The 21,664-nt window shown below is 70.3% G+C and carries 22 protein-coding genes; 9 read left to right on the forward strand and 13 right to left on the reverse strand.

From position 1 onward, the window contains the following. Positions 1–356: 356 nt before the first annotated feature. Genes IEY73_RS30950 through IEY73_RS30960 form a run of 3 tightly spaced genes read right to left on the reverse strand, consistent with a single transcriptional unit; the run spans position 357 to position 3,489 of the window. On the reverse strand, positions 357–1,448 hold the full coding sequence (locus IEY73_RS30950; RefSeq protein ID WP_189082894.1) for an alcohol dehydrogenase catalytic domain-containing protein: 1,092 nt from the start codon (positions 1,446–1,448) through the stop codon (positions 357–359). After that, positions 1,445–2,839, reverse strand: a complete 1,395-nt coding sequence (locus tag IEY73_RS30955) for an aldehyde dehydrogenase family protein (RefSeq protein ID WP_189082912.1) — start codon at positions 2,837–2,839, stop codon at positions 1,445–1,447. The genes IEY73_RS30950 and IEY73_RS30955 overlap by 4 nt, the downstream gene beginning before the upstream one ends. Positions 2,840–2,850: 11 nt before the next feature. Further along, complete coding sequence (locus tag IEY73_RS30960) at positions 2,851–3,489, reverse strand: TetR/AcrR family transcriptional regulator (protein ID WP_189082895.1); 639 nt, start codon at positions 3,487–3,489, stop codon at positions 2,851–2,853. Between the two features lie 98 nt (positions 3,490–3,587). Here IEY73_RS30960 and IEY73_RS30965 point away from each other — a divergent pair, with 98 nt between their 5' ends. Together IEY73_RS30965 and IEY73_RS30970 are read left to right on the forward strand one after the other, a co-directional pair. Then, on the forward strand, positions 3,588–4,760 hold the full coding sequence (locus IEY73_RS30965) for an acyl-CoA dehydrogenase family protein (protein ID WP_189082896.1): 1,173 nt from the start codon (positions 3,588–3,590) through the stop codon (positions 4,758–4,760). After that, complete coding sequence (locus tag IEY73_RS30970) at positions 4,757–6,301, forward strand: long-chain-fatty-acid--CoA ligase (RefSeq protein WP_189082897.1); 1,545 nt, start codon at positions 4,757–4,759, stop codon at positions 6,299–6,301. Before IEY73_RS30965 ends, IEY73_RS30970 begins: the two co-directional genes overlap by 4 nt. On the opposite strand, the gene IEY73_RS30975 is transcribed toward IEY73_RS30970, so the two are convergent. Beyond that, a complete protein-coding gene (locus tag IEY73_RS30975) occupies positions 6,269–6,673 on the reverse strand; it encodes a (deoxy)nucleoside triphosphate pyrophosphohydrolase (RefSeq protein WP_189082898.1) in 405 nt (134 codons plus the stop codon). The two genes, IEY73_RS30970 and IEY73_RS30975, sit on opposite strands and share 33 nt — an antisense overlap. 215 nt (positions 6,674–6,888) lie before the next feature. On the opposite strand from IEY73_RS30975, the gene IEY73_RS30980 reads away from it, so the two are divergent. Then, a complete protein-coding gene (locus tag IEY73_RS30980; protein WP_189082899.1) occupies positions 6,889–7,200 on the forward strand; it encodes a 4a-hydroxytetrahydrobiopterin dehydratase in 312 nt (103 codons plus the stop codon). A 56-nt stretch (positions 7,201–7,256) separates the two neighbouring features. Continuing rightward, positions 7,257–7,619 (forward strand): PH domain-containing protein, encoded by a 363-nt coding sequence (locus IEY73_RS30985; RefSeq protein ID WP_189082900.1) that lies wholly within the window; start codon positions 7,257–7,259, stop codon positions 7,617–7,619. Here IEY73_RS30985 and IEY73_RS30990 read toward each other — a convergent pair. From IEY73_RS30990 to IEY73_RS31015, 6 genes are all read right to left on the reverse strand, one after another. Continuing rightward, positions 7,609–8,529, reverse strand: a complete 921-nt coding sequence (locus tag IEY73_RS30990) for a hypothetical protein (RefSeq protein WP_229716319.1) — start codon at positions 8,527–8,529, stop codon at positions 7,609–7,611. The genes IEY73_RS30985 and IEY73_RS30990 overlap by 11 nt on opposite strands. Before the next feature lie 329 nt (positions 8,530–8,858). After that, the gene (locus tag IEY73_RS30995) at positions 8,859–9,599 is read right to left on the reverse strand and encodes a Type 1 glutamine amidotransferase-like domain-containing protein (protein ID WP_229716320.1); all 741 of its coding nucleotides are present in this window, start codon (positions 9,597–9,599) and stop codon (positions 8,859–8,861) included. 34 nt (positions 9,600–9,633) lie between these two features. Beyond that, complete coding sequence (locus IEY73_RS31000; protein ID WP_189082901.1) at positions 9,634–10,278, reverse strand: hypothetical protein; 645 nt, start codon at positions 10,276–10,278, stop codon at positions 9,634–9,636. Between the two features lie 125 nt (positions 10,279–10,403). Next, positions 10,404–11,006 (reverse strand): type IV pilus modification PilV family protein, encoded by a 603-nt coding sequence (locus IEY73_RS31005; RefSeq protein WP_189082902.1) that lies wholly within the window; start codon positions 11,004–11,006, stop codon positions 10,404–10,406. Further along, positions 11,003–12,538 carry an RICIN domain-containing protein gene (locus IEY73_RS31010; protein ID WP_189082903.1) on the reverse strand — a complete coding sequence of 512 codons (1,536 nt, stop codon included), beginning with the start codon at positions 12,536–12,538 and terminating at the stop codon, positions 11,003–11,005. Before IEY73_RS31010 ends, IEY73_RS31005 begins: the two co-directional genes overlap by 4 nt. Then, positions 12,535–13,152 carry a PulJ/GspJ family protein gene (locus IEY73_RS31015; protein ID WP_189082904.1) on the reverse strand — a complete coding sequence of 206 codons (618 nt, stop codon included), beginning with the start codon at positions 13,150–13,152 and terminating at the stop codon, positions 12,535–12,537. The genes IEY73_RS31010 and IEY73_RS31015 overlap by 4 nt, the downstream gene beginning before the upstream one ends. Before the next feature lie 182 nt (positions 13,153–13,334). On the opposite strand from IEY73_RS31015, the gene IEY73_RS31020 reads away from it, so the two are divergent. Then, on the forward strand, positions 13,335–13,916 hold the full coding sequence (locus IEY73_RS31020) for a Uma2 family endonuclease (protein WP_189082905.1): 582 nt from the start codon (positions 13,335–13,337) through the stop codon (positions 13,914–13,916). Positions 13,917–13,934: 18 nt separating this feature from the next. Here the strand turns inward: IEY73_RS31020 and IEY73_RS31025 are convergent, their stop codons facing one another. From IEY73_RS31025 to ychF, 3 genes are all read right to left on the reverse strand, one after another. Further along, positions 13,935–14,348 (reverse strand): DNA-binding protein, encoded by a 414-nt coding sequence (locus tag IEY73_RS31025; RefSeq protein ID WP_189082906.1) that lies wholly within the window; start codon positions 14,346–14,348, stop codon positions 13,935–13,937. Then, a complete protein-coding gene (locus IEY73_RS31030) occupies positions 14,330–14,614 on the reverse strand; it encodes a hypothetical protein (protein WP_189082907.1) in 285 nt (94 codons plus the stop codon). Before IEY73_RS31030 ends, IEY73_RS31025 begins: the two co-directional genes overlap by 19 nt. 83 nt (positions 14,615–14,697) lie before the next feature. After that, positions 14,698–15,783: a redox-regulated ATPase YchF gene (gene ychF, locus IEY73_RS31035; RefSeq protein ID WP_189082908.1), complete on the reverse strand. Its 1,086-nt coding sequence runs from the start codon at positions 15,781–15,783 to the stop codon at positions 14,698–14,700. A 112-nt stretch (positions 15,784–15,895) separates the two neighbouring features. Between ychF and IEY73_RS31040 the strand changes: the two genes are divergently transcribed. From IEY73_RS31040 to IEY73_RS31055, 4 genes are all read left to right on the forward strand, one after another. Continuing rightward, positions 15,896–17,347: a DNA-3-methyladenine glycosylase 2 gene (locus IEY73_RS31040; RefSeq protein ID WP_189082915.1), complete on the forward strand. Its 1,452-nt coding sequence runs from the start codon at positions 15,896–15,898 to the stop codon at positions 17,345–17,347. Between the two features lie 92 nt (positions 17,348–17,439). Then, complete coding sequence (locus IEY73_RS31045; protein WP_189082909.1) at positions 17,440–17,937, forward strand: methylated-DNA--[protein]-cysteine S-methyltransferase; 498 nt, start codon at positions 17,440–17,442, stop codon at positions 17,935–17,937. A gap of 92 nt (positions 17,938–18,029) precedes the next feature. Then, positions 18,030–20,561 (forward strand): valine--tRNA ligase, encoded by a 2,532-nt coding sequence (gene valS / locus IEY73_RS31050; protein WP_189082910.1) that lies wholly within the window; start codon positions 18,030–18,032, stop codon positions 20,559–20,561. 39 nt (positions 20,562–20,600) lie between these two features. After that, a complete protein-coding gene (locus tag IEY73_RS31055; protein ID WP_189082911.1) occupies positions 20,601–21,143 on the forward strand; it encodes a hypothetical protein in 543 nt (180 codons plus the stop codon). The last annotated feature ends 521 nt before the right edge of the window (positions 21,144–21,664 follow it).

The raw sequence follows: 21,664 nt of genomic DNA on the forward strand, positions 1-21,664 counted from the left end.
CCCTCCGCACCCGCCGCCGCGCGCCCGCCCCGGCGCCCCGCCCCGCGCCCCGCATGGAGTTTGCGGACCGACTAGTCGGATATATACCGCTGAATCCGGCCCCCTAACTCCAAGATCGCGCGCACTGCCGGCGCACCACCGGCGCACCGCTCGGCGATCATGGAGTTTCTGGTCCGGCATAAGCGACTTGTCCACGCGAACCAGGCACCGCAACTCCATGATCGACGACGCGCGCCATGCTCAGGGACACACGACGCACGCCCAAGGGCACAGCGCACGCGAGGGGCCGCCCCGCACGCACGGCGGGGGCGCGACGCACGCGTGGGGGCACACTGGGCCGGTGGACCTACGGTAAGTCACCAGATGATGACCGAGCGGGCGCCCTCGCCTTCTGCCATCCGACCGAACGCCGCGGGAACGTCCGCCAACTGGATCCGGTCCGTGATCAGATGATCGAGCGCGAGCCTGCCGTCCAGCACTTCTCGCGCCAGCGCCGGGACTTCCAGGTCCACATCGGACGAACCGTACACCGACGATCGGAGTGTCCGTGCTGAGGAGAAGATGTCCAGCGCGCTCAGCTCCACGATGTCGTCGGCGCGGCCCATCCCCACCACGGTGACCGCTCCGCCCCGGCGGGTGGCACGCCACGCCGCTCGGATGGTGGCCGCCCGCCCGACGCATTCGAACGCGTGGTCCGCGCCCCGCCCCTGGGTCAGCGCCCGGACCTCCTTGGACAGGTTCGGCGACGACACCAGAAAGTCGCTCGCCCCGGCCGCCTCGGCCAGGCCCTTCTTCGCCGCGGACACGTCCACCGCGATCACCGGCGTTGCGCCCGCCGCACGGGCCGTGGCCACCGCCGACAGACCGACCCCGCCGAGCCCGATCACCACCACCGACTCGCCCGCCGCCACGGTCGCCGTGTTGCGCACCGCGCCGCTGCCGGTCAGCACGCCGCAGCCGAGCAGGGCGGCGGAGACGAGATTCAGTTCCGGCGGCACCGGGACCACCGCGTTCTGCGGCACCACGACCTGCTCGGCGAAGGCGCCCAGCCCCAGCGTCACATGCGCCGGTGTGCCGTCGTCCAACGTCACGCCGTTGGGCACCGCGGCCACCCCGGACGAGGTCGCACACAGCCACGGCTGGCCGTGCGTGCAGAACCAGCACATCCGGCAGGCGGGCTGCCAGTTGAGCACCACGTGGTCGCCGACGGCCACCGCCGTGACGGCGTCGCCGCGCTGTATCACTTCGCCGGCCGCCTCGTGCCCGAGGACCAGCGGGTACGGCGGCCGCACCGTGCCGTTCACCATGGACAGGTCGGAGTGGCAGACGCCCGCGGCACGCACCCGGACGCGCACCTCACCGGACCCGACCTCGGGCAGGCGCAGGCGCGCGGGCACCGGTTCCGCGCCGGCCTCGCGGACCACGAGGCCGGTCACCATCTCGGTCATCGCTGGATCGCCTTCGTCTGCTGGAACTCGGCCAGCCCGTACGGGCCGAGCTCACGACCGATCCCGGACTGCTTGTATCCGCCGAACGGGGCGGCCGGGTTGAACGTGGCACCGTTGATGTCCACCGACCCGGTGCGCATCCGGCGTGCCACCGCCAATGCCCGTTGCTCGTCGGCCGACCAGACGGCGCCGGCCAGCCCGTACCGCGAATCGTTGGCGATCCGCACCGCATCATCGTCGTCGCGGAACGGGATGATCGCCAGCACCGGGCCGAAGATCTCCTCCTGGGCGACCTCGCTGGCCGGGTCGACGTCGGCCAGCACGGTGGGTGCGACGAAGTGACCACGCTCCGGCACCGCGGCGTCCAGGCCGCCGGCCGCCACCCGCGCTTCGGCCCGGCTCAGGAAAGCGCGGACCCGCTCCCGCTGCGCGGCGGACACCACCGGTCCCAGCCGGGTGGCCTCGTCGAACGGGTCGCCCAGCCGGTATTTGCCAGCCGCGGCGGCGGCCATCTCGACCGCCTCCGCGTAGCGGCTCTCGTGCACCAGCATGCGGGTCCACGCCGTGCAGGTCTGCCCGGAGTTGAGGAACGCGTTACCGACGCCGACCTTGACCGCCGCGGTCAGGTCGGCGTCCGGCAGCACCACGTTGGCGGACTTGCCGCCGAGTTCCAGTGCCACCTTGGCGATCCGGTCCGCGGCGGCGCGCGCGATGGACCGGCCGGTGGCGGTGGACCCGGTGAACGACACCATGTCCACGTCCGGGTGCGCGGCGAGCGCGGCGCCGACCTCCGGTCCGGTGCCGGTGACCAGGTTGAGCACGCCGGGCGGCAACCCGGCCTCGTGCACCGCGTCGAACAGCAGGTAGGACACCAGCGGCGTGATCTCGCTCGGTTTGAGCACCACGGTGCAGCCGGCCGCGAGCGCCGCGGCCACCTTGGTGACGACCTGGTGCAGTGGGTAGTTCCACGGCGTGATGGCCGCGACCACGCCCACCGGCTCGTGCACCACCAGCGAGTTGCCCAGCGTCTCCTCGGATTCCGGCAGCGCATCGGCGTACCACCGCAACACGGTCAGCGGCAGGCCCGCCTGAATGGAGCGGGCCACCTTGAGCGGCGCGCCCAGCTCCAGGCCGACGGTGCGGGCGATCGCATCGGAGCGGGCGGACAGCGCGGTGTGCAGGCGATCCAGGGCCGCCCGCCGGTCGCCCTCGGCGGTGGCCGCCCACCCGTCGAACGCGGCGCGCGCGGCGGCCACCGCGGCATCCACATCGGACGAACCGCCTGCCGGCACATGGTCGATGGTCTCCTCGGTGGCTGGATTCTCCACCGCAATGGTGTCCGAGGTGGACGGCTTCACCCACTCCCCGGCGATGTACAGGTGATCGGTCATCAGCCTCTCGGTCACGCGGGCACCCCTTTCCGCAATTCGGCGTAGTGCTTGTCGAGGCCGGCGATCAGCAGATCCAGCCCGAAGTCGAACGCACCCTCGTCCACACTGGAGCGATGCCCGGCCAGCAGGTGCGCCTGGCGCAGGTGCGGATAGTTGGCATAGAGCACCTCGTCGACCGGGAAGCCCAGGGCGAAGGATCCGAGCGCCGAGCCGGTGACGAGATAGCGCATCAACGCGCCGATGTGGGTCGCGCGGGCGGGCGGCCAGCCGGCGTCGATCAGCCCGCCGTAGACCGCGTCGGCCATCGCCAGGGCGGCCGGCCGGCGCCCGGGACCATGCGCCAGCGCGGGCACGATGTTCGGGTGCTCGCTCAACACCGCATGGTAAGAGTGCGCCCAGAGGCGCAACGCCTCGCGCCAGTCCCGGCTGCCGAAGAACGAGACGTCGACCTGGGCAACGACCGCGTCGGCCACCGCGTCGATGATCTCGGACTTGGTCGCGAAGTGGTTGTAGAGCGACGGTCCGGCCACGCCCAGTTCGGTGGCGAGGCGGCGCACCGAGACGGCCTCCAACCCCTCCGCGTCGGCCAGGGCCGCGGCGGCGTCGACGATGCGCTGCCGGGTCAACAGGGACCGGCGTGGTCGGGCCATCAGAACCCTCCGCAACTCGGGAAGCCGACTCTCCTGCCGAGCAAGAAGAGGCCGGGCAACACTGGACTCCGGAAAACTTACACCGCTAGTTTAGACCCATGGACTTCTCGCTCAGCGACGAGGAACGCGCAATCCGCGACACCGCCCGTCAGTTCATCACCCGTGAGGTCATGCCCCTGGAGCAGGAGGCACTGCGCCGCGAGCGGGCGCATCGCCCCGGGCTGGAGCGCAGCGAGTTGCGCGAGCTCCAACTCAAGGCGAAGGAGTTCGGCTTCTGGGGCCTCTCCACGCCCGAGGAGTACGGCGGGATGGAGTTGCCCGCCGTCACGCAGTCCCTGATCTGGACCGAGGTCGGGCGCACCTTCGTGCAGTTCAAGTTCGGCGGCGACGCGGACAACATCCTCTATTTCGCGAACGACGAGCAGAAGAAGGAATACCTGCTGCCCACCATCGAGGGCGAGCGGATCTCCTGCTTCGCCATCACCGAGCCGGGCGCCGGTTCGGATGCGGCGAACATCAAGCTGCGCGCCCGCCAGGACGGCGACGACTGGGTGCTGAACGGTGAGAAGACGTTCATCACCAACGGCAACGATGCGGACTTCGTGATCGTGGTCGCGGTCACCGACCCGGAGAAGGGCGTCCGCGGCGGCGGGACCACGGCGTTCCTGGTGGACCGCGCGATGGGCTGGCGGTCCGAGTTCATCCAGACCATGGGCGAGGGCGGTCCCGCTTCGCTGATCTTCGACGACGTACGGGTGCCGGCGCGCAACATCCTCGGCGAGATCGGCCAGGGGTTCGAGCTGGGCATGAAGTGGATCGGCAAGGGTCGCTACCTGATCCCGTCGAATGCGATAGGCATCGCCGAGCGGGCGCTGGGCATGGCTGTCGAATACGCGAACACCCGCGAGACGTTCGGCAAGCCGATCGCCACGAACCAGGCGATCCAGTGGATGATCGCGGACTCCGAGACGGAGCTGGAGGCGGCACGCTGGCTGATTCTGCGCGCCGCCTGGACGGTCGACCAGGGAGCGGACCCGCGGCACTCGTCATCGATGGCGAAGCTGTACGGCGCCGGCATGGTCAATCGCGTGGTGGATCGGGTGATGCAGATCCACGGCGGCATGGGCTACACCCGTGAGCTGCCGATCGAGCGATGGTATCGCCAGGTCCGGCTGATGCGCATCTACGAGGGTACGGACGAGATGCAGCGACTGATCATCTCGCGGGATCTGCTGCGGGGATACACCAAGATCGGCGGTCACCTCCAATGACGGCGCTGTCTCTGGCCACCGTTCTCGCCGAGAGCGCCCGCCGCTACCCGGACAAGGTCGCGGTGGTCGACACCGGCACCCGGGTGACGTACTACGAGCTCTGGGAGCAGGCCCGGTCGTACGCGGCGGGCCTGCGCGAACTGGGCATCGGCCGCGGCGACACGGTCGCCGTGCTGGTGCCCAACGTGCTCGACTTCCCGCGGGTCTACTTCGGCGCGCTGGCCGTCGGTGCGCGGCTGGTGCCGGTGCATCTGCTGCTGACCGCCGAGGAGGTCGCCTATGTGTTGCGCGACAGCGGCGCCGACTTGCTGGTCTGCCACTCCAGTCAGCTCGCGCTGGGCGCGCAGGCGGCGCATGCGGCGGAAACCCCGCTGGTCTCGGTCGGCCCGCTGCCGGTCGGGCTGGCCGACGCGCCGCAACGGCTGGAGGACCGCGCCGCCGCGGTGCCGCCGCTGCCCACGTACGTGACGCGGCAGGCCGAGGACGTCGCGGTCATCTTCTATACCAGCGGCACCACCGGGAAGCCCAAGGGTGCCTTGCTCACCCACCTCAACCTGGTGATGAACGCGACGGTGAACGTGTTCGACGCGAACGACGCGCGCACCGATGACGTGGTGATGGGCTGCCTGCCGCTGTTCCACACGTTCGGCCAGACGGTGGGCATGAACGGCACCTTCCGGCTGGGCGGGACGCTGGTCCTGCTGGCGCGGTTCCGCGGCGATGCCGCGATCGACCTGATGGTGCGCGAGAACGTGACGGTGTTCCACGGCGTGCCGACGATGTATATCGCGCTGCTGGAGGCGGCGGCGAAGGCGGATCGGCTGCCCGATCTGCGGCTCTGCGTGTCCGGTGGCGCCGCGCTGCCGGTGGCCGTGCTGGAGCGTTTCGACGAGGTCTTCCACGCGACCGTCTACGAGGGATACGGGCTGTCCGAGACCTCGCCCACCGCCACCGCCAACCAGCCGGCGTTCGGCACGCGCGCGGGCAGCATCGGGCATCCGATCTGGGGCGTCGAGGTGGAGATCGCCCGGCCGGAGGTCGACGACCGCATCGAGTTGCTGCCCACGGGCGAGCTCGGCGAGATCGTGATCCGTGGACACAACGTGTTCGCGGGCTACCTGAACCGGCCGGACGCCACCCGGGAGGCGCTGGTCGACGGCTGGTTCCGCAGCGGCGACCTGGGCACCAAAGACGAGGAGGGCTTCGTCACCATCGTCGACCGCAAGAAGGATCTGGTGATCCGGGGCGGGTTCAACGTCTATCCGCGCGAAGTGGAGGAGACGCTGGCGCGGCATCCCGCGGTGACGCAGGTGGCGGTGATCGGCCTACCGGACGACGTGCACGGCGAGGAGATCTGCGCGGTGGTCGTGCCGGAGCCCGGTCAGGTCACCGAGGACGAGCTGATCGCGTGGTCGAAGGAGAAGCTGGGCCGGCACAAGTATCCGCGGCAGATCCGCTTCGTGGACGAGTTGCCGCTCGGGCCCAGTCACAAAGTCCTCAAGCGGGAGCTACGACGCACGTTCGGCAAGCAGAGCGGGTAGTTCCGCCACGATCGGAGCGTCCGCCGGCAGCCAGGGCACACTGTCCAGCTCGTCGGGGCCGAGCCAGCGCAACGCGGCGTGCTCCAGCGCCCGCGGCTCGGTGCCCTCAAGCAGGGTCACCTGAAACACCCGCAGCACCGCCTTTCCCCGTGCGAGCGGCACGTCGGCCCCGATCCGGGGGCCGACGCTGACGCGTACGCCCAATTCCTCCCGGCATTCCCGGACGAGTGCCGCTTCGTCGGTCTCCCCCGGCTCCACTTTTCCGCCAGGAAATTCCCAGCGTCCCGCAACCTCCGAGGGCGCCGATCGTTCGGCGGCGAGCACTCGACCGTCCGTGACAATGGCGGCGGCAACGATCACTTTTAGTGACATTATCGGCTTACCGTCGCTTTCCGTAGGCACGGCACGACAGCCTGCCACAAAAGTTCACCGTTCGGGTTGCCCGAAGCCGCCCCGATCGTCACGAGAACACGGATATGTGGGCGTGGACATGTTTGACGCGGCAGACAAGACTGTCAGCACCGACCATGACGACACGGCGACAGTTTGGCCACAAGCCGGCAACGAACGCCTAGGAGGTGCGGCGAATGCGGGCCAGAAGACAGCGCGGACCTCGCTCGGACTATCTGAGTGACGCACTGGCCCTTCTCACGGGGTGGACACAGGACGGCGTCCAATTGAAGCGCGTTCTCGCGTGCGACGACAGCCAGCATGCGGCATTGACCGAGCGGATCAAAGTGGCGGCCGACACCCTGCGGTTGAGACCCACGATCCAGCGATTGGACGGGCAGACGCAGATCTGCCTCGGCCCGAACGAGGGCAACCGCATCACCGATGGCGAGGTCACGCTCGCAGCGCGTATCGAAGATGCCTACCGCACCGTAGTGGGCACCTCCTGAATGGCCGACAGTCTCCCCGCGGTGCCTGATTCGCCTCCGTTGCCTACGCTCAACCCATGAGCGACGTGGTGTACGACAACAAGGGCCAGCTCCAGCAGATCGAGAGCGGCCTGCTTGAGGGCGAGCAGATCATCGCCGTCTACGACGCGGTCGGCGCGGGCACCGGCTTCATCGGGCTGACCAACCGCCGCATCATCATCCAGGACAAGTCGTTCGTGGGTAAGCGCGTCGCCATCACGAGCATCCCGTACTCGCGGGTCAGCAGCGTCAGCGTGGTGAGCAACAAGAGCTGGGCCGGCCAGTTCTTCTCCACCGGCACGATCGCGATCTCCGTCGGCACGCACGTCTACGAGGTGGAGTTCCGCGGCTCGGAGAAGACCCACCACGTGCACAACGTGATCCTCCACTTCACGTCCTGAGCGGGCTCGCCGGCCGGCCCGCCTGGGTGAGGTCCCAGACGTAGTGCCGACCGTCCGGCTGGTCGTCGCACCACACCACCCGCCAGGAGCCGCGCTCGTCGCGCACCGGTTCGGCCAGATGGCCGTAGCCCAGCCGTTCGTGCACCACGGGGGCCTGATCGCCGTACGGGAAGACGAAGGTCACGGTGAAGCGGGTGAACGCGGACGGCGAGCCGTGCGCGGTCGGCAGGCGGTCGTCCCACGACAGTTGGTCCCAGCCGCGCTGGCGCAGCGGCTTCCACAGTCCCCGCGGGCGATATTCCACCTCCCATTCGGTGTCCGCGGTCAGGGCCGGGTCGAAGACGATCCACACCCGCAGCATCCGGATCTGTTCCCGCAGCGGCAGCGCGGTGATGTTCCCGCCGCCGTCGCAGCGGCGCACCCGGAAGGCGATCTCGTCAAGCCGCCGCACGGCGTCGTCGTCGGTCGGCACGATCGGGCGCATGGTCCGGTGGGTCACGAGCGGCCCGGGCGTGGTCACCCGGCGTTCGACGACCCGGTCGCCCTCGTCGTCGTCGCCGATGGTGACGGTCACGTCCAAGGTCTCGTGGAAGAGCGGCTTCTCCCGGTCGCTGATCCGCTCGATGGCGTCCAGATATTGCCGGTGCCGGAACCGCTGCGCGGCGAGCAGGTCGGCCGCGCGCTGCAGGTTGCCCCGCAGCCGCCGGACCCGCAGCACGAAGTAGGCGTGCCCGAACCGGGCCAGGAAATAGAGCACACTGGCCAGACACACACCGGCCAGCGAGGCACGCCCCGGCCCGGCGGACAGATCGGCTAGTTGGGCCACCCCGGAGACCAGCCCCAAGAGGAGGACCGAGAAGTTGAGGGTGCCCTTGAACAACGCCTCGAACTCGGGCGGCATCGTGGGCATCGGCATCACCTTCGCTGGAGACCAATGAGGTGACCTCAGCGGGTAGCCCGGCTGCCGCCCGGCCGGTCGATCACTGAGATGCCCTAATAGTCCTCAAATCCGGCTAATACCGAAATGCCCCGATAGTGGATCTCCTGGGGCGAGGTCGGCGTGGTAGGGGCCGCTCCTCAGTAACTGCCGCCCTCGCCGCCGCGCCGACGAACCGTCGTGTTGGTGTGAAGGGTCATGACTCCACCTGCGCATTCTTCTCTGGACCGCGGCCGGTGCGGGCGGCGGTCCGCCTCGTTCAAGGATCAGGTTAGTGACCCGGCCGCCGCCGCACTCGATCTTCACGAATCCGACAACACCCGCGTGGGCAGCGGCGTCTCCCGTACCGTCCCATCGGGCTGGCGCGTCAACTGGTAGCCCTGCGGGCCGGAGCGGTCGGCCACCACCTCGGCCAGCCGAGTCCCCCGATAGACGAGTCCGGCACCGTCGTCAGTGGCGTATCCGTCGGGCAGTGTGCCGTCCCCGATCAGCTCGTGCATCTTCGGCCGACGCTGTTCCTCCGCGTCGTAGTGCACCCCGTTGCTGTACGGCAGCCAGCCCAGCCCGTCGGTGAAACCGCGCAGCCGCGGGCCGAAGCTGTCGGTGCTGCCGCCGACATGCCAGCAGATCGAGCCGGCGGACACGCCGCCCAGCACCACACCGGACTGCCACGCCTCGTGCAGGATCTCGTCGAGGCCGTGCGTCCGCCACACCGCGACCAGGTTGGCGACGCTGCCGCCACCGACCCAGATGACGTCCTGGGCGAGCAGATGGGAGCGAATGTCCTCGATGTTGGGCATCGGGAAAAGCTGGAGGTGCGAGACGCGGTAGCCGGTGTCCGCAAAGGCCGCGTACGTCGCTCCGATCCGGTCCTGCGGGTCGCCGGTCGCCTGATAGAGGAAGCAGATCCGCGGGGCGTCCCGCGGCGCGGCGAGCTCGACGGCGAAGCGATGGATGAGGCCGGGCCGGGTGGACATCAGGCCGTGCACGCCGATGCGGAAGCCGGCGCTGGTGGCGAGGATCGTGGGTTCGGTAGCAGTCACCACGGCATCATCGCTCAGTGCTCCCGATCATCGCTCAGTGCTCCCGCGAGCCCGCGGCGCGCCCGTGACGACGCCCCCTCCGGTGGCGGTCGCCGTCGCGGTCGGCGTCGTGGTGCCCGCGCCGGGCCCGGTTCTTGCCGTGCCGCAGGCGGTGCTCGCGCACGGTCGCCGCCGGTGACTTGGCGGCCAGTGACTTGGCGGCCGGTGATGTGGCGGCCGGTGACCCGGTGCTGGCGACACGGACGGCCGACGGGCGCTCCGACGCGGACGGGGCGACGCCCGGCTTCGGGCCGCCGGTCCCCACCCTGGCGCCGGTCCCCACCCTGGCGCCGGGGCCGACCCGCGCCGGGGCCGCGTCCGCCGCGGCTGCGACCGTCGCCGCGCCGGCGCCCGCCGCGTCGCGGGATGGCGCGGGCCGCATGCGCGGGCCTTGCCATGCCACCGGCGACCGGTCGATGCTCGCGGGCGCCGGCGCGCCGCCACCGTCCCCCGCCGACGACCCGGCTGCGTCCGGAGCGGCACTCCCGGTGCCGTAACGCGCCGCGTCGGCCGCGCTCTCGCCGTCGCGCAGCGTGGCCACCCCCGTGACGGCGCCGCCGAGCACCACGAGGATGGTGCTCGTGCCGACGGTCATCCGGACGCCGAACGGCAGGCGCGCCCACCACGTCTTTCGCGGCATCTCAGGCAAATAGTGCCAGCTAAAGCTATTTGTCTGGTTCTCCACCAGCGCATTGTGCCGTCCCGACCGGCCGTCTGCCCGCGATTGGGCGTCCCCCGAAAGGCTGACGGAGACGCCGGCGCGGGTCAGCGGAACAACGGATCGGTCAAGTCTCGCGCCACCAGCAGCTCCGCCGTCGACGAGCAGGTTTGCTGGCGGCACTGCGGAGAGGCCCAGGTGACCGCCACGACGACGCGGAACATCTCCACCGTTCCGGACGTGTCCCGCCCGCACGAGCCGCCGGTGGACGCCTGGCGGCAGGTGCCCACGTACACGGTCTTGCGAAACTTGGTGAACGTGCCGCCACCCGCCGCATCGGCGACCGGAGCCAGCACCACCGGCAGCTCCGCGGGCACCGTCGCCGCCGCCTCGTCGGTGACGGTGGTGTCCCATGCCTTCACCGTGTCGGCCAGATAGCCCTGCACGCCCGGCACCGGCAACGCCCACTGCGCATCGACGGCCGCCCGCGTGCGGCCGGTCAGCAACGAACGGCCGGGAAACTGGCCGATCCGCTCCAGCGCCACCGCCACCAACTGCGTGGCGCTCTGCCGGTCGGCCTCCAGATTCGCCGCCCTGGTGGAGCGAAGGAAGAACATCGTCAGGCTCGTCATGGTGACCCCGATGATCAGCACCGAGACGAGCGCCTCCAACAGCCCGTACCCGGCGTCACCGGCGTCCCGGCGGTTCACCGCTCGCCGATCCCGGTCAGGCCCGACGTGGTCAGGTCCGGCGCGGCGTTCCACTTCTGCAGCGTCGAACCGGTGCACGGCTTGATGCCCACCTTGTCGGCCTGCGACCAGGCGGGCGCCTCCGGCAGGGCGGACAGGCAGTACCCCGCCCACGCGCCCACGCCCTCGATCCGGTACGCCTCGTCATAGACCGGAGTGCCCGCACCACGCCAACGCCACGTCATCTCGGGCGGCGGGGAGGAGCCGGTGCACGGCTTCACCACCACCAGCAACGGCGGCTCCCCGGAGATTGCCGGCATCGTCACGCAGTACCGGCCGTCGGGCGCGTCGGTGTAGAAGGCGCCCGGCTGGTCCGCGTCCGGCAGCGTCCACCGCTGGTTCCAGTCACGCACCTCCGGGTCCGGATTCTGCTTGCACGGGAACACGACCTCGTACGGAACGTCGACGTTCTCGTACGTGACGTCGAAGCACCGCCCGAACTCGGCGTAGTTGACGAGCTGCTTGGTCGCGGCCAGCGCGGTGGCGCCGGCGCCCATCGCCGGCTCCGGAGACCAGGACTGGAAGTTGTTCGGGTAGTTCGTGTTGCACGCGGGGTTGCCGTTCCCGCCGGACGTGCTGTTCAGGGTGAGCCGGCTCCCCGGCGTGTCCGGGCGCCGCACGCTCAGGCAGAACTCGTTCATCGTCCGGCCGTCGCTGGTGCCGCGGAAACCGCTCGCGGTGTCGAAGCTCCACACCTGAGCGGGCGGGGCGGTCTCCCCGCAGCGCTGCAACCGGACCACCGCGCCGACGCTCTCCGGGGCACCGCCGTCCAGGCACAAGCCCTCCGGATACTGCACCGGGTCCGCGGTGACCAGGGACAGCGTGAGATTCGGCTGGTACCCGAACTTCTGGCGGGCGATCGCCGTCCCGGAGCCGTCCACCGCGCACGGCTGCATCGTGACGGCCACGCCCGGCGCCGGCGTCGCCCCCGCGTCCACGCACAGGTCGTACGTGCTGCCCGAGGTCTTGAAGACCCGCATCAGCCCACCCGGGACGTTCGCGTTGCGGAACGTCTTGAAGGCGTACGTGCCGGACAGCGTGCGCCGCAGCCCCGTGCCGAGGTCGGTGCCGGTGGTCTCCAGGCGGGCGAATTTCGGCACCGTGCCCAACTGGGGTGCGCAGGGCTTGCCGTGGCTCGCCAGCCACGCCGCGTCGTGCGATCGCGGATCCTCCGCCAGATAGGTGATCACCGTGGCGTACCGGGCCCGGCCATCGTCCAGCGTCCCGGACAGTTGCGTCTCTCCCGTCGAGGCAGCGCACGGCAGCGCGGCGACCGAACCGTACTGCTCGGCGTCGACCGCGGCGCGGATCCGGGCGACCGCGCCGGCCATGCCGGACCGGGCGGCGTTCAGCGCCGCGGTTCGCGCCGCTTCGGCCCGGCTGTTCGCCACCTCCTGCATCGTGGTGGTGAGCAGCAGGCCGCCGATCGCCGCGCCGACGATCATCAGCAACATGGCCAGTGGCAGTGAGCCCTCGTCCGTACGCGGCCTCACGCGCGCGCCATGTCGCCACAGACCGTGTCGCTGTCGGTGTCCGGCGACGTGTTCAACGCGGTGAACGCGTAGACCACCGTGCGCGCCCGGCTCTGCTCACCCGCACCGGCCCGCACCGTGAGAGCCATCTCCAGCTCTTGATGGTGACGAGCGGCGACGTCGGCCGGATGCCGGACGATCGACTGCGGTCCGTTCAGGTACGACGCGAGGGTGTGCCAGGCCGCCACGGCACCCATGACCCCGCCCGGCGAGGTGACCCTGCTGCGCACCTGCAGCACGCCCGCCGCCGGGTCCAGACGCATCTGGGTGCAGGTGATCGCACCGGCGAGCGCGGTGGTCCGATATTCCACGTACGTACGCCCGGTCGCGTCGACCGTGCCGGGCTCGCTGATGCCGTCGGAGTACCGCAGTTCCCGGTCCAGCCGCAGAAATGCCTGGTGCGCCTGCGCGGCGGCGACGGACACTTCCTCACCGGCGGAGGCGGCAGCGTGCATGCGGGCGATACCGGCGGTGAACAGCGCCCCGGCCAGCGACATCACGCCGAAGGCGACCACGACTTCAAGCAGGGTGAACCCGGCATCCCCGGACACCCGCCGCCGCGTCGTCGGCACCATCCGCACGTCCCCCGGGTCGCCGCTGTTGACGCTCTCTCAGTCGGCAGAGCGGCGGCACAGTTGAGGGCCTGTCGGAAACCATGTCGTTCCCGATCAGGCTCGATCTGGAAGGTTGCTCCAGCAGCCGCAGCGGGGCGGAGACGAGGCCCGAGGCGGCCGTTGCCCAATGCTACGGTGACGCCATGACTGCGGTGCCCGAGTGGATGCGGCCACCCCGCCTGGAGGGCTGGTTTGCCGACGACCTCGACCACCTCCCCGAGGCACCCCGTCACACCGAGCTGATCGATGGAGCGCTCGTCTTCATGATGTCCCCCCAGCGGTCCTGGCATGCGCGGATTGTCACAGCGCTGGCAGTCTCCCTGGCGGAACAGGCACCACGGGGCATCGAGGTGGAGCGGGAGATGACGATCCGCCTCGACGAGCGGAACCGCCCGGAGCCGGACGTCCTTGTCACGACGGAACCCTATGATCCGGACCGCACCTACTACACCCCGGAACAGGTACTTCTAGTCATCGAGGTGGTGTCGCCGGAGTCCGCCCACCGTGATCAGACGGTCAAGCTGCGCAAGTACGCGGAAGCCGGCATCAGAAACTATTGGCGCATCGAGGACGAGGGGGCGGCGCCCGTAGTTCACGCCTACGAAATCGACGAACCGACCCGGTCGTACGCGCCGACCGGAATTCATCGCCACGAGCTGCGCAGCTCCACACCGTTCGCGATCCAGCTCGATCTGGATGGTTTGGTTCCCGGCCGCAAGGGCTGAGCCGCCCTTTGCCGGGCACTAGACGGCCACGAGCCGGACGCGATCGCCGCAGAGCTTGGCCATGTCGTCGATGTCGGACGTCAGCATGACCACCGGGCGATGCTGACGCACCGCCGCCTCGGCAACCGCGGCGTCAATTGCGTACTTGTGCCCGTGCAGGCCAGCATCCATCAGCAGTTTCGACGCCGCCCGCGCTTCCTCGTCACCGACCGGGATCACGCGCAACCCAGAAAGTACCCAGTTCAGGCGAGGCTTGGGGGTGCGGGCGTGGACCGCCTCAATGATGGTGAGCGCGCTGATCACCGCCTCCATGCCACGCGAGCGTGCCTCAGCGGTCATTGCCACTACCTGCTCGTCGTCGGAAAGCAGTTTCGAGAGCCCTTCGCTGTCCAGGATCAGCGTTCCTTCGTGGATCAGCTTGCGGCGGGCCACTCACCCTCCTCGGCAAACACCTCGTCGAAGACCTGCCGCGCCCGCTGACGGGCCTGATCGGAGACCGGTCCTCTCCGACTCTCGTAATCGGCCAGGTACTCGTCGAGCACCTGGCCCCGCAATTCCCGCTCGACCGCCTCGGCGATGTACGCGGAAAACTCCCGTTTGCCGACTCTGGCCCGGATGGCCGCGGCGGTCCCCTCCGGCAGTGACAGGCTTACCCGTGTCGCCGGCCCTTCGCCGATGCGGTACACCGCTTCGCTCATGACCCTAGTGTGTCAAACGAGTAGGAAAAGTGCCACCGCCTGCAACGACGCCGGCTCCCTAAGTGGCAGACGTTGGACCGGAATCAGACATTAAACCTGAACTCGACCACGTCGCCGTCCTGCATCACGTAGTCCTTGCCCTCCATGCGCACCTTGCCCGCCGACTTCGCCGCCGTCATCGAACCGGCCGCCATCAGCTCGTCGTAGCTGATGATCTCCGCCTTGATGAAGCCGCGTTGGAAGTCGGAGTGGATGACCCCGGCCGCCTCCGGCGCCGTCGCGCCCTTCGGGATGACCCAGGCGCGTGCCTCCTTCGGCCCGGCGGTCAGGTAGGTCTGCAGGCCCAGGGTGGCGAATCCGACCCGGATCAACTGGTCCAGTCCCGGCTCGGTCTGGCCGGTGGACTCCAGCAGCTCCATGGCCTCGTCCTCGGGCAGATCGATCAGCTCCGACTCGATCTTCGCGTCCATGAACACGGCCTCGGCCGGTGCCACCAGGGCACGCATCTCGTCGAGGAACGCGGCGTTGTTCAGCTCCGCCTCGTCGACGTTGAACACGTACAGGAACGGCTTGGTGGTCAGCAGGTGCAGCTCGGCCAGCAGGCCGAGGTCCAGGTCCGCGCCCGGCCCGCCCTGGTAGAGGGTGACCCCGTCGTTGAGCACCTTGAACGCGGCCTCGGCGGCGACCGCCATCGGGGCCCGCTCCTTGCGCACCTTGGCTTCCTTCTGCAGCCGGGGCAGTGCCTTCTCGATCGTCTGCAGGTCGGCCAGGATGAGCTCGGTGTTGATCGTCTCGATGTCGTCGGCCGGCGACACCTGTCCCTCGACGTGCAGCACATCAGGGTCCGAGAAGGCGCGCACCACCTGGCAGATGGCCGACGCGTCGCGGATGTTCGCCAGGAACGCGTTGCCGCGGCCCTGCCCCTTGGACGCGCCGCGGACCAGGCCCGCGATGTCCACGAAGCTCACCGGCGCCGGCACGACCTTCTCACTGCTGAACAGCTCCGCCAGCTTGCCGAGCCGCTCGTCGGGCAGCCCGACCACGCCGACGTTGGGCTCGATGGTGGCGAACGGGTAGTTCGCGGCGAGCACGTCGTTCTTGGTCAGGGCGTTGAACAGGGTGCTCTTGCCGACGTTGGGCAGGCCGACGATGCCGATGGTGAGACTCACGACGAGCCAGTCTACCGGCCCCGGTGCCCGGCACTTCTCCGCGCTCGACCGGGCACACGGCCATGTCCGAATCCCGCCAGTCATCGGCCCGTACGCGGCGCAGACTCGTGGCATGGACCTGGACTTCGAGCGCTGCTACCGCGCCGTCGACAGTCGCGACCAGCGCTTCGACGGCTGGTTCTACACCGGTGTGACAAGCACCGGGATCTACTGCCGTCCATCCTGCCCGGCGACCACCCCGCGCCGGGAGAACGTCACGTTCCATCGCAGCGCCGCCGCGGCCCAGCGAGCCGGTTTCCGTGCCTGCCGCCGATGCCGGCCGGACGCCGCGCCCGGTTCGCCGGAGTGGGACGTCCGCGCCGACGTGGTGGGCCGGGCGATGCGGTTGATCGGCGACGGCGTGGTGGATCGCGAGGGGGTACCCGGGCTGGCGTGCCGGCTCGGGTACACGCAACGGCATCTGAACCGGATGCTGATCGCCGAGTTGGGCGCCGGCCCGCTCGCGCTGGCCCGCACGCAGCGCGCGCACACCGCCCGGATCCTCGTCGAGACCACCGGGCTGGGCCTGGCGGAGATCGCGTTCGCCGCCGGGTTCGGCAGCGTGCGGCAGTTCAACGACACGATCCGTGCGGTGTACGGGCGTACGCCCGGCGACTTGCGCAAGGCTCGCCGGTCCGGCCCCGGGGAGACCGGCGAGATAGGTCTGCGGCTGGCGTTCCGTGCTCCGCTGCACGCCCCGGCCACGCTCGACTTCCTGGCCGCTCGGGCGCTGCCGGGTATCGAGGAGGTCGACGATCACACGTACCGGCGCGGGCTGCGTCTGCCGCACGGTGACGCGACCGTTCGGCTGGTACCGCGCGAACGCTGGGTGGGGGCGACGCTGCGACTGACCGACGTGCGCGACCTGGCTCCCGCGGTGGCGCGCTGCCGAAGGCTGTTCGATCTGGACGCGGATCCGGTCGCGGTGGACGGCCTGCTCGGCGCGGATCCGGCGCTGGCCGGCATGGTCCGGGCGGAACCGGGCGTACGGGTGCCGCGCGCCGTGGACGGTTTCGAGACGGCCGTCCGCGCGGTGGTGGGCCAGCAGGTCAGCGTCGCGGGCGCGAGGTCCACGCTGACCCGGCTGGTCCGGGCGGCGGATCGGGCCGGCCGGTCCGGTGTCCGGGCGGCCGATCTGACCGGATTCCCGTCCGCGGAGGTCGTCGCCGACCTGCCGGACGATGCGTTCGGGATGCCGGCGGCCCGGCGCGCCACCCTCCGCGCGCTGGCGCAGGGGGTCGCGGACGGCAAGCTCGACCTGCATCCGGGCGCCGACCGCGAGGAGGCGGTGGCGGGACTGACCGAACTGCCCGGCATCGGCCCGTGGACCGCCGGATACGTGGCGATGCGGGCGATCGGCGATCCGGACGTGTTCCTGCCCACCGACGTGGCGGTCCGGCGCGGTGCCGCCGTGCTCGGTCTGCCGGACACCCCGAAGGCCCTGGAGCGGCACGCGCAGCGATGGCGGCCGTGGCGCTCGTACGCCCTGATCCGGCTCTGGCGAGCGGCAGTTCTCCACGGCTGACAGCGAGTTATCCACAGGCCGGGAGGACGGCACGCCTCCCGGGCGCCGCCCCGGCGACAGTGGTCACCGACCCGATCCAGTAAGGAATCGACATGTTGCAGCACACCACCATGGACACCCCGGCCGGACCGCTCACCCTGGTGGCCGGCGCGGCCGGCGCGGTGCGTGCGGCCGGCTTCACGACCGACGTGGACGCCCTGTGCGCCCTGATGCACCCGAGCCTGCGCGAGCCGGTCCGCCCGGTCGACGATCTGGGCCGGATCACCGACGCGGTGCGCGCCTATCTGCGCGGGGACCTGACCGCCATCGACGCGATACGCACCGAGCAGCGCACGCGGGGCCCGTTCCTCACCCACGCCTGGCAGGTGATGCGCGAGATCAAGCCCGGCGCCCCGGTGACTTACACGGCCTTCGCCGACATGGCCGGGCGGCCCGCCGCGGTGCGCGGAGCCGCCGCCGCCTGCGCTCGCAACCCGGTCGCCTTGTTCACCCCCTGCCACCGGGTGCTGCGCACCGACGGATCGTTGGGCGGCTACCGGTGGGGGCTGGACGTGAAGCGCTGGCTGCTGGACCACGAAAGGGCCGCATGACCCGGCCGATACGCGAATTTGCGTACGTGGCGGCCGTGGCGGCAGGGGCAAAACTGCTGGCCCGACCCCTGCCGTCTGCCTACAGTGTGCGCATGACGGAGCCTGCGCGCGGCCGGATGCCGGACCGCCCGACCCTCGACGGATTGGAAGAGAAGTGGGCCGCCCGCTGGGCGGCCGACGGTGTCTACCGGTTCGATCGCGCGGTAGCCTCGCGCCGGCACGTCTACGCCATCGACACTCCCCCGCCGACCGTCTCCGGCGAGCTGCACATGGGGCACGTCTTCTCGTTCACTCACACCGACACGGTTGCCCGCTTCCAGCGCATGCGTGGCAAGACGGTGTTCTATCCAATGGGCTGGGACGACAACGGCCTGCCCACCGAGCGCCGGGTGCAGAACGTCTTCGGCGTCCGATGCGATCCCTCGCTGCCGTACGATCCACAGTGGCAGCCGCCGGCCACGCCACCGAAACCGGCGATGTCGATCTCCCGGCGCAACTTCGTCGAGTTGTGCGGGCGGCTCACGGCGCAGGACGAGAAGGCATTCGAGGCGCTGTGGCGCACGCTCGGGCTCTCCGTCGACTGGACGCTCACCTACACGACGATCGGTGACCGGGCGCGTGCCGTGTCGCAACGGGCGTTCTTGCGTAACCTCGCGCGCGGTGAGGCGTACACGGCGGAGGCGCCGACCCTGTGGGATGTCGGATTCCGCACCGCTGTCGCGCAGGCCGAGCTGGAGGACCGGGAACGGCCGGGCGCCTACCACCGGCTGCGCTTCTCCGGGCCGCGCGGGCCGATCGAGGTGGACACCACCCGGCCGGAGCTGCTGCCGGCGTGCGTCGCGCTGGTCTGCCATCCGGACGACGAGCGATACGCCGGGCTGGAGTCGGCGCGCACACCGCTGTTCGACGTCGAGGTTCCCGTGCACCGGCACCCGCTGGCGACGCCGGACAAGGGCACCGGCATCGCGATGGTCTGCACGTTCGGCGACGTGACGGACGTGACCTGGTGGCGTGATCTGAGCCTGGGCACGCGGGTGGTGATCGGCCGGGACGGGCGTTTCCTGGCGGACCAGCCGGCCGGCGTGCCGGAGGCTGCCTACCGCCCGTTCGCCGGGCTGACCGTCGCGGCGGCCCGTCGCGAGATGGTGCGCTTGCTGCAGGAGTCGGGTGACCTGCTCGGCGAACCGCGCCCGATGGTGCACCCGGTGAAGTTCTACGAGCACGGCGACGCGCCACTGGAGATCGTGACGAGCCGGCAATGGTTCATCCGCAACGGCGGTCGCGACCCGAAGCTGCGTGCCGACCTGCTGGCCCGCGGGCGGGCGCTGCGCTGGATTCCGGAGCACATGAAGCACCGGTACGAGCATTGGGTGCACGGGCTCACCGGAGACTGGCTGGTCAGCCGGCAGCGATTCTTCGGCGTGCCGATTCCGGTGTGGTACCGGCTCGACGACGCTGGCGAGCCGGACTACACCCAGCCTCTCATACCGGACGAATCCGCACTGCCAGTTGATCCTTCTTCCGAGTGTCCGGAGGGCTTCGACGAGGCCCAGCGCGACGCGCCCGGCGGCTTCCGCGCCGACCCGGACGTGATGGACACCTGGGCCACGTCGTCGCTGACCCCGCAGATCGTCAGCGGCTGGGGCACCGACGACGAGTTGTTCGGCAAGGTGTTCCCGATGGACCTGCGCCCCCAGGGGCAGGAGATCATCCGCACCTGGCTGTTCTCGTCAGTGGTGCGCTCGAACGCCGAGAACGACGTGCTGCCCTGGCACACCGCGGTGCTCTCCGGCTGGATCCTGGACCCGGACCGCAAGAAGATGTCCAAGTCCAAGGGCAACGTGGTCACCCCGATGGACCTGCTGGAACGCCACGGCTCGGACGCCGTGCGCTACTGGGCCGCCAGCGGGCGGCCGGGGACCGACCTGGCATTCGACCCGGCACAGATCAAGATCGGCCGACGGCTGGCCACCAAGCTGCTGAACGCCTCCAAGTTCGCGCTCGGCCTGGGCGCCGCCGAGGCGCTTCGGCAGCCGGTGACCGACCCGCTGGACCGCGCGATGCTCGCCCGGCTGTCCGACGTGCTCACCGAGGCCACCGCGGCGTTCGACGGATACCAGCACACCGAGGCGCTGCACGGCACCGAGACGTTCTTCTGGACGTTCTGCGACGACTACATCGAGTTGGTGAAGGACCGCGCGTACGGCACCGGTCCGGGCGCGGACTCCGCGCGGGCGGCGCTGGCCACCGGCTTGTCGGTGCTGTTGCGGTTGTTCGCGCCGTTCTTGCCGTACGCGACGGAGGAGGTCTGGTCATGGTGGCGCTACGGTTCCGTGCATCGCTCGACCTGGCCGACCACGTACGAGCTGAATCGGGTGTCGTCCGAGGGCGACCCGGCGTTGCTCGACCTGGCCGGCGACGCTCTGCGTCAGGTGCGACGCGCCAAGTCGGACCGCAAGCTGTCGATGAAGGCCGAGGTCCCGCTGGCCGAGGCGCTGGGACCGACGGGCGTGCTGGAACACCTCGCACTCATCGAATCCGACGTCAAGGCGGCGGGCCGGATCGGCAAGCTGGACATGCTGCCGGACCGGACCGCCGAGTTGGTGATCGCCTGCGGTTTCTGACGGGCAGTTCAACGCGTCGGCCACGCGTAGCATCGGGACATGATCAAGCCCGAGCAGGTGACGGAACCGCCCGGCGAGACGAAACTGTTCCGTTCCGCGCCCCTGCGGACGTTCCTGGTGTTCTTCGTCATCATGCTGGTCGTCTACGTCGCGGTGTCGCCACTTGTCGACTTGGTCCTGGGCGCCTCGCCCGATTCGTGGCGGGCGACCCTGGCCCAGGGTGCGATAGTCGCGGCGCTCGTGGCCGGCGGATGGGCGGTCACCGCTCGGTCAGCGCGGGCCACCTGGGTGCGCACCTCGGATGACGGTCTGGAGATCGCGTCGCAGGGAAGCGACCCGGTGATGCTCCATTGGGCGGACGTCGATGCGGCGGTGGTACACCGGCGGGGAACGCGGATGGTGCTTGAGGTGATGCCGTCGGACATGGACCGCGTTCACCCGGTGCAGGACAACGACAACGGGTGGCCCGCCATGACGGAGACCGAATCCGGCACGGCGTTCACGGTGGAGCTGAGCCAGGTGTGGCCGGGACCGCGGGCGCTGCGCCGCGAGTTGGCGCGGCACCTGACCGCAGCGCGATGATCCTGGCCCGATGATCCTGGTTCGTGGCGCGGGGCAGTCGCAATACGTTCGGTAGCGGCCCAGCCCCGCCACACGCATCCCGATGCCCCGCCGCTCTCGGCCCCGCCGCTCTAGCCCCGCCGCTCAAGCCCCGCCGCTCTCGGCCCGCCGCTCTCGGCCCGCCGCTCAAGCCCCGCCGCTCAAGCCCCGCCGCTCTCGGCCCGCCGCACTCGGCCCGCCGATCTTGGCCCGCCGATCTTGCACATGATGTGGTCGAATTGCGGCGACAAGCCGGTCATGTCGGACCACAAACTCCAAGATCGCCGCTACGCCGCCCTCCCACCTGGGCGATCTTGGACTTTGCGTGCCCGCTTCGAGCCGTCATACCGGACTTGTCGGACCACAAACTCCAAGATCGACGGGCAGGTCGGGACGGGCGCGACGGGCCGGGACGGGACGGAGCGACGGGCAGGTCGGGCGGCCGGGACGGGGCGGGGGCCGGGCCGGGCGGGCGGGGCGGACGCGCGGGGCGGGCGGGCGCG

It is taken from the genome of Mangrovihabitans endophyticus (assembly GCF_014646155.1).
Taxonomy (GTDB): Bacteria; Actinomycetota; Actinomycetes; order Mycobacteriales; family Micromonosporaceae; genus Actinoplanes; species Actinoplanes endophyticus.

What these genes read in the sequence shown, in the direction of transcription:
- IEY73_RS30950 (WP_189082894.1), bottom strand. Translation starts at nt 1,448, where the DNA reads ATGACCGAGATGGTGACCGGCCTCGTGGTCCGCGAGGCCGGCGCGGAA.
- IEY73_RS30955 (WP_189082912.1), bottom strand. Translation starts at nt 2,839, where the DNA reads ATGACCGATCACCTGTACATCGCCGGGGAGTGGGTGAAGCCGTCCACC.
- IEY73_RS30960 (WP_189082895.1), bottom strand. Translation starts at nt 3,489, where the DNA reads ATGGCCCGACCACGCCGGTCCCTGTTGACCCGGCAGCGCATCGTCGAC.
- IEY73_RS30965 (WP_189082896.1), top strand. Translation starts at nt 3,588, where the DNA reads ATGGACTTCTCGCTCAGCGACGAGGAACGCGCAATCCGCGACACCGCC.
- IEY73_RS30970 (WP_189082897.1), top strand. Translation starts at nt 4,757, where the DNA reads ATGACGGCGCTGTCTCTGGCCACCGTTCTCGCCGAGAGCGCCCGCCGC.
- IEY73_RS30975 (WP_189082898.1), bottom strand. Translation starts at nt 6,673, where the DNA reads ATGTCACTAAAAGTGATCGTTGCCGCCGCCATTGTCACGGACGGTCGA.
- IEY73_RS30980 (WP_189082899.1), top strand. Translation starts at nt 6,889, where the DNA reads ATGCGGGCCAGAAGACAGCGCGGACCTCGCTCGGACTATCTGAGTGAC.
- IEY73_RS30985 (WP_189082900.1), top strand. Translation starts at nt 7,257, where the DNA reads ATGAGCGACGTGGTGTACGACAACAAGGGCCAGCTCCAGCAGATCGAG.
- IEY73_RS30990 (WP_229716319.1), bottom strand. Translation starts at nt 8,529, where the DNA reads ATGCCCACGATGCCGCCCGAGTTCGAGGCGTTGTTCAAGGGCACCCTC.
- IEY73_RS31000 (WP_189082901.1), bottom strand. Translation starts at nt 10,278, where the DNA reads ATGCCGCGAAAGACGTGGTGGGCGCGCCTGCCGTTCGGCGTCCGGATG.
- IEY73_RS31015 (WP_189082904.1), bottom strand. Translation starts at nt 13,152, where the DNA reads ATGGTGCCGACGACGCGGCGGCGGGTGTCCGGGGATGCCGGGTTCACC.
- IEY73_RS31020 (WP_189082905.1), top strand. Translation starts at nt 13,335, where the DNA reads ATGACTGCGGTGCCCGAGTGGATGCGGCCACCCCGCCTGGAGGGCTGG.
- IEY73_RS31030 (WP_189082907.1), bottom strand. Translation starts at nt 14,614, where the DNA reads ATGAGCGAAGCGGTGTACCGCATCGGCGAAGGGCCGGCGACACGGGTA.
- IEY73_RS31040 (WP_189082915.1), top strand. Translation starts at nt 15,896, where the DNA reads ATGGACCTGGACTTCGAGCGCTGCTACCGCGCCGTCGACAGTCGCGAC.
- IEY73_RS31045 (WP_189082909.1), top strand. Translation starts at nt 17,440, where the DNA reads ATGTTGCAGCACACCACCATGGACACCCCGGCCGGACCGCTCACCCTG.
- valS (WP_189082910.1), top strand. Translation starts at nt 18,030, where the DNA reads ATGACGGAGCCTGCGCGCGGCCGGATGCCGGACCGCCCGACCCTCGAC.
- IEY73_RS31055 (WP_189082911.1), top strand. Translation starts at nt 20,601, where the DNA reads ATGATCAAGCCCGAGCAGGTGACGGAACCGCCCGGCGAGACGAAACTG.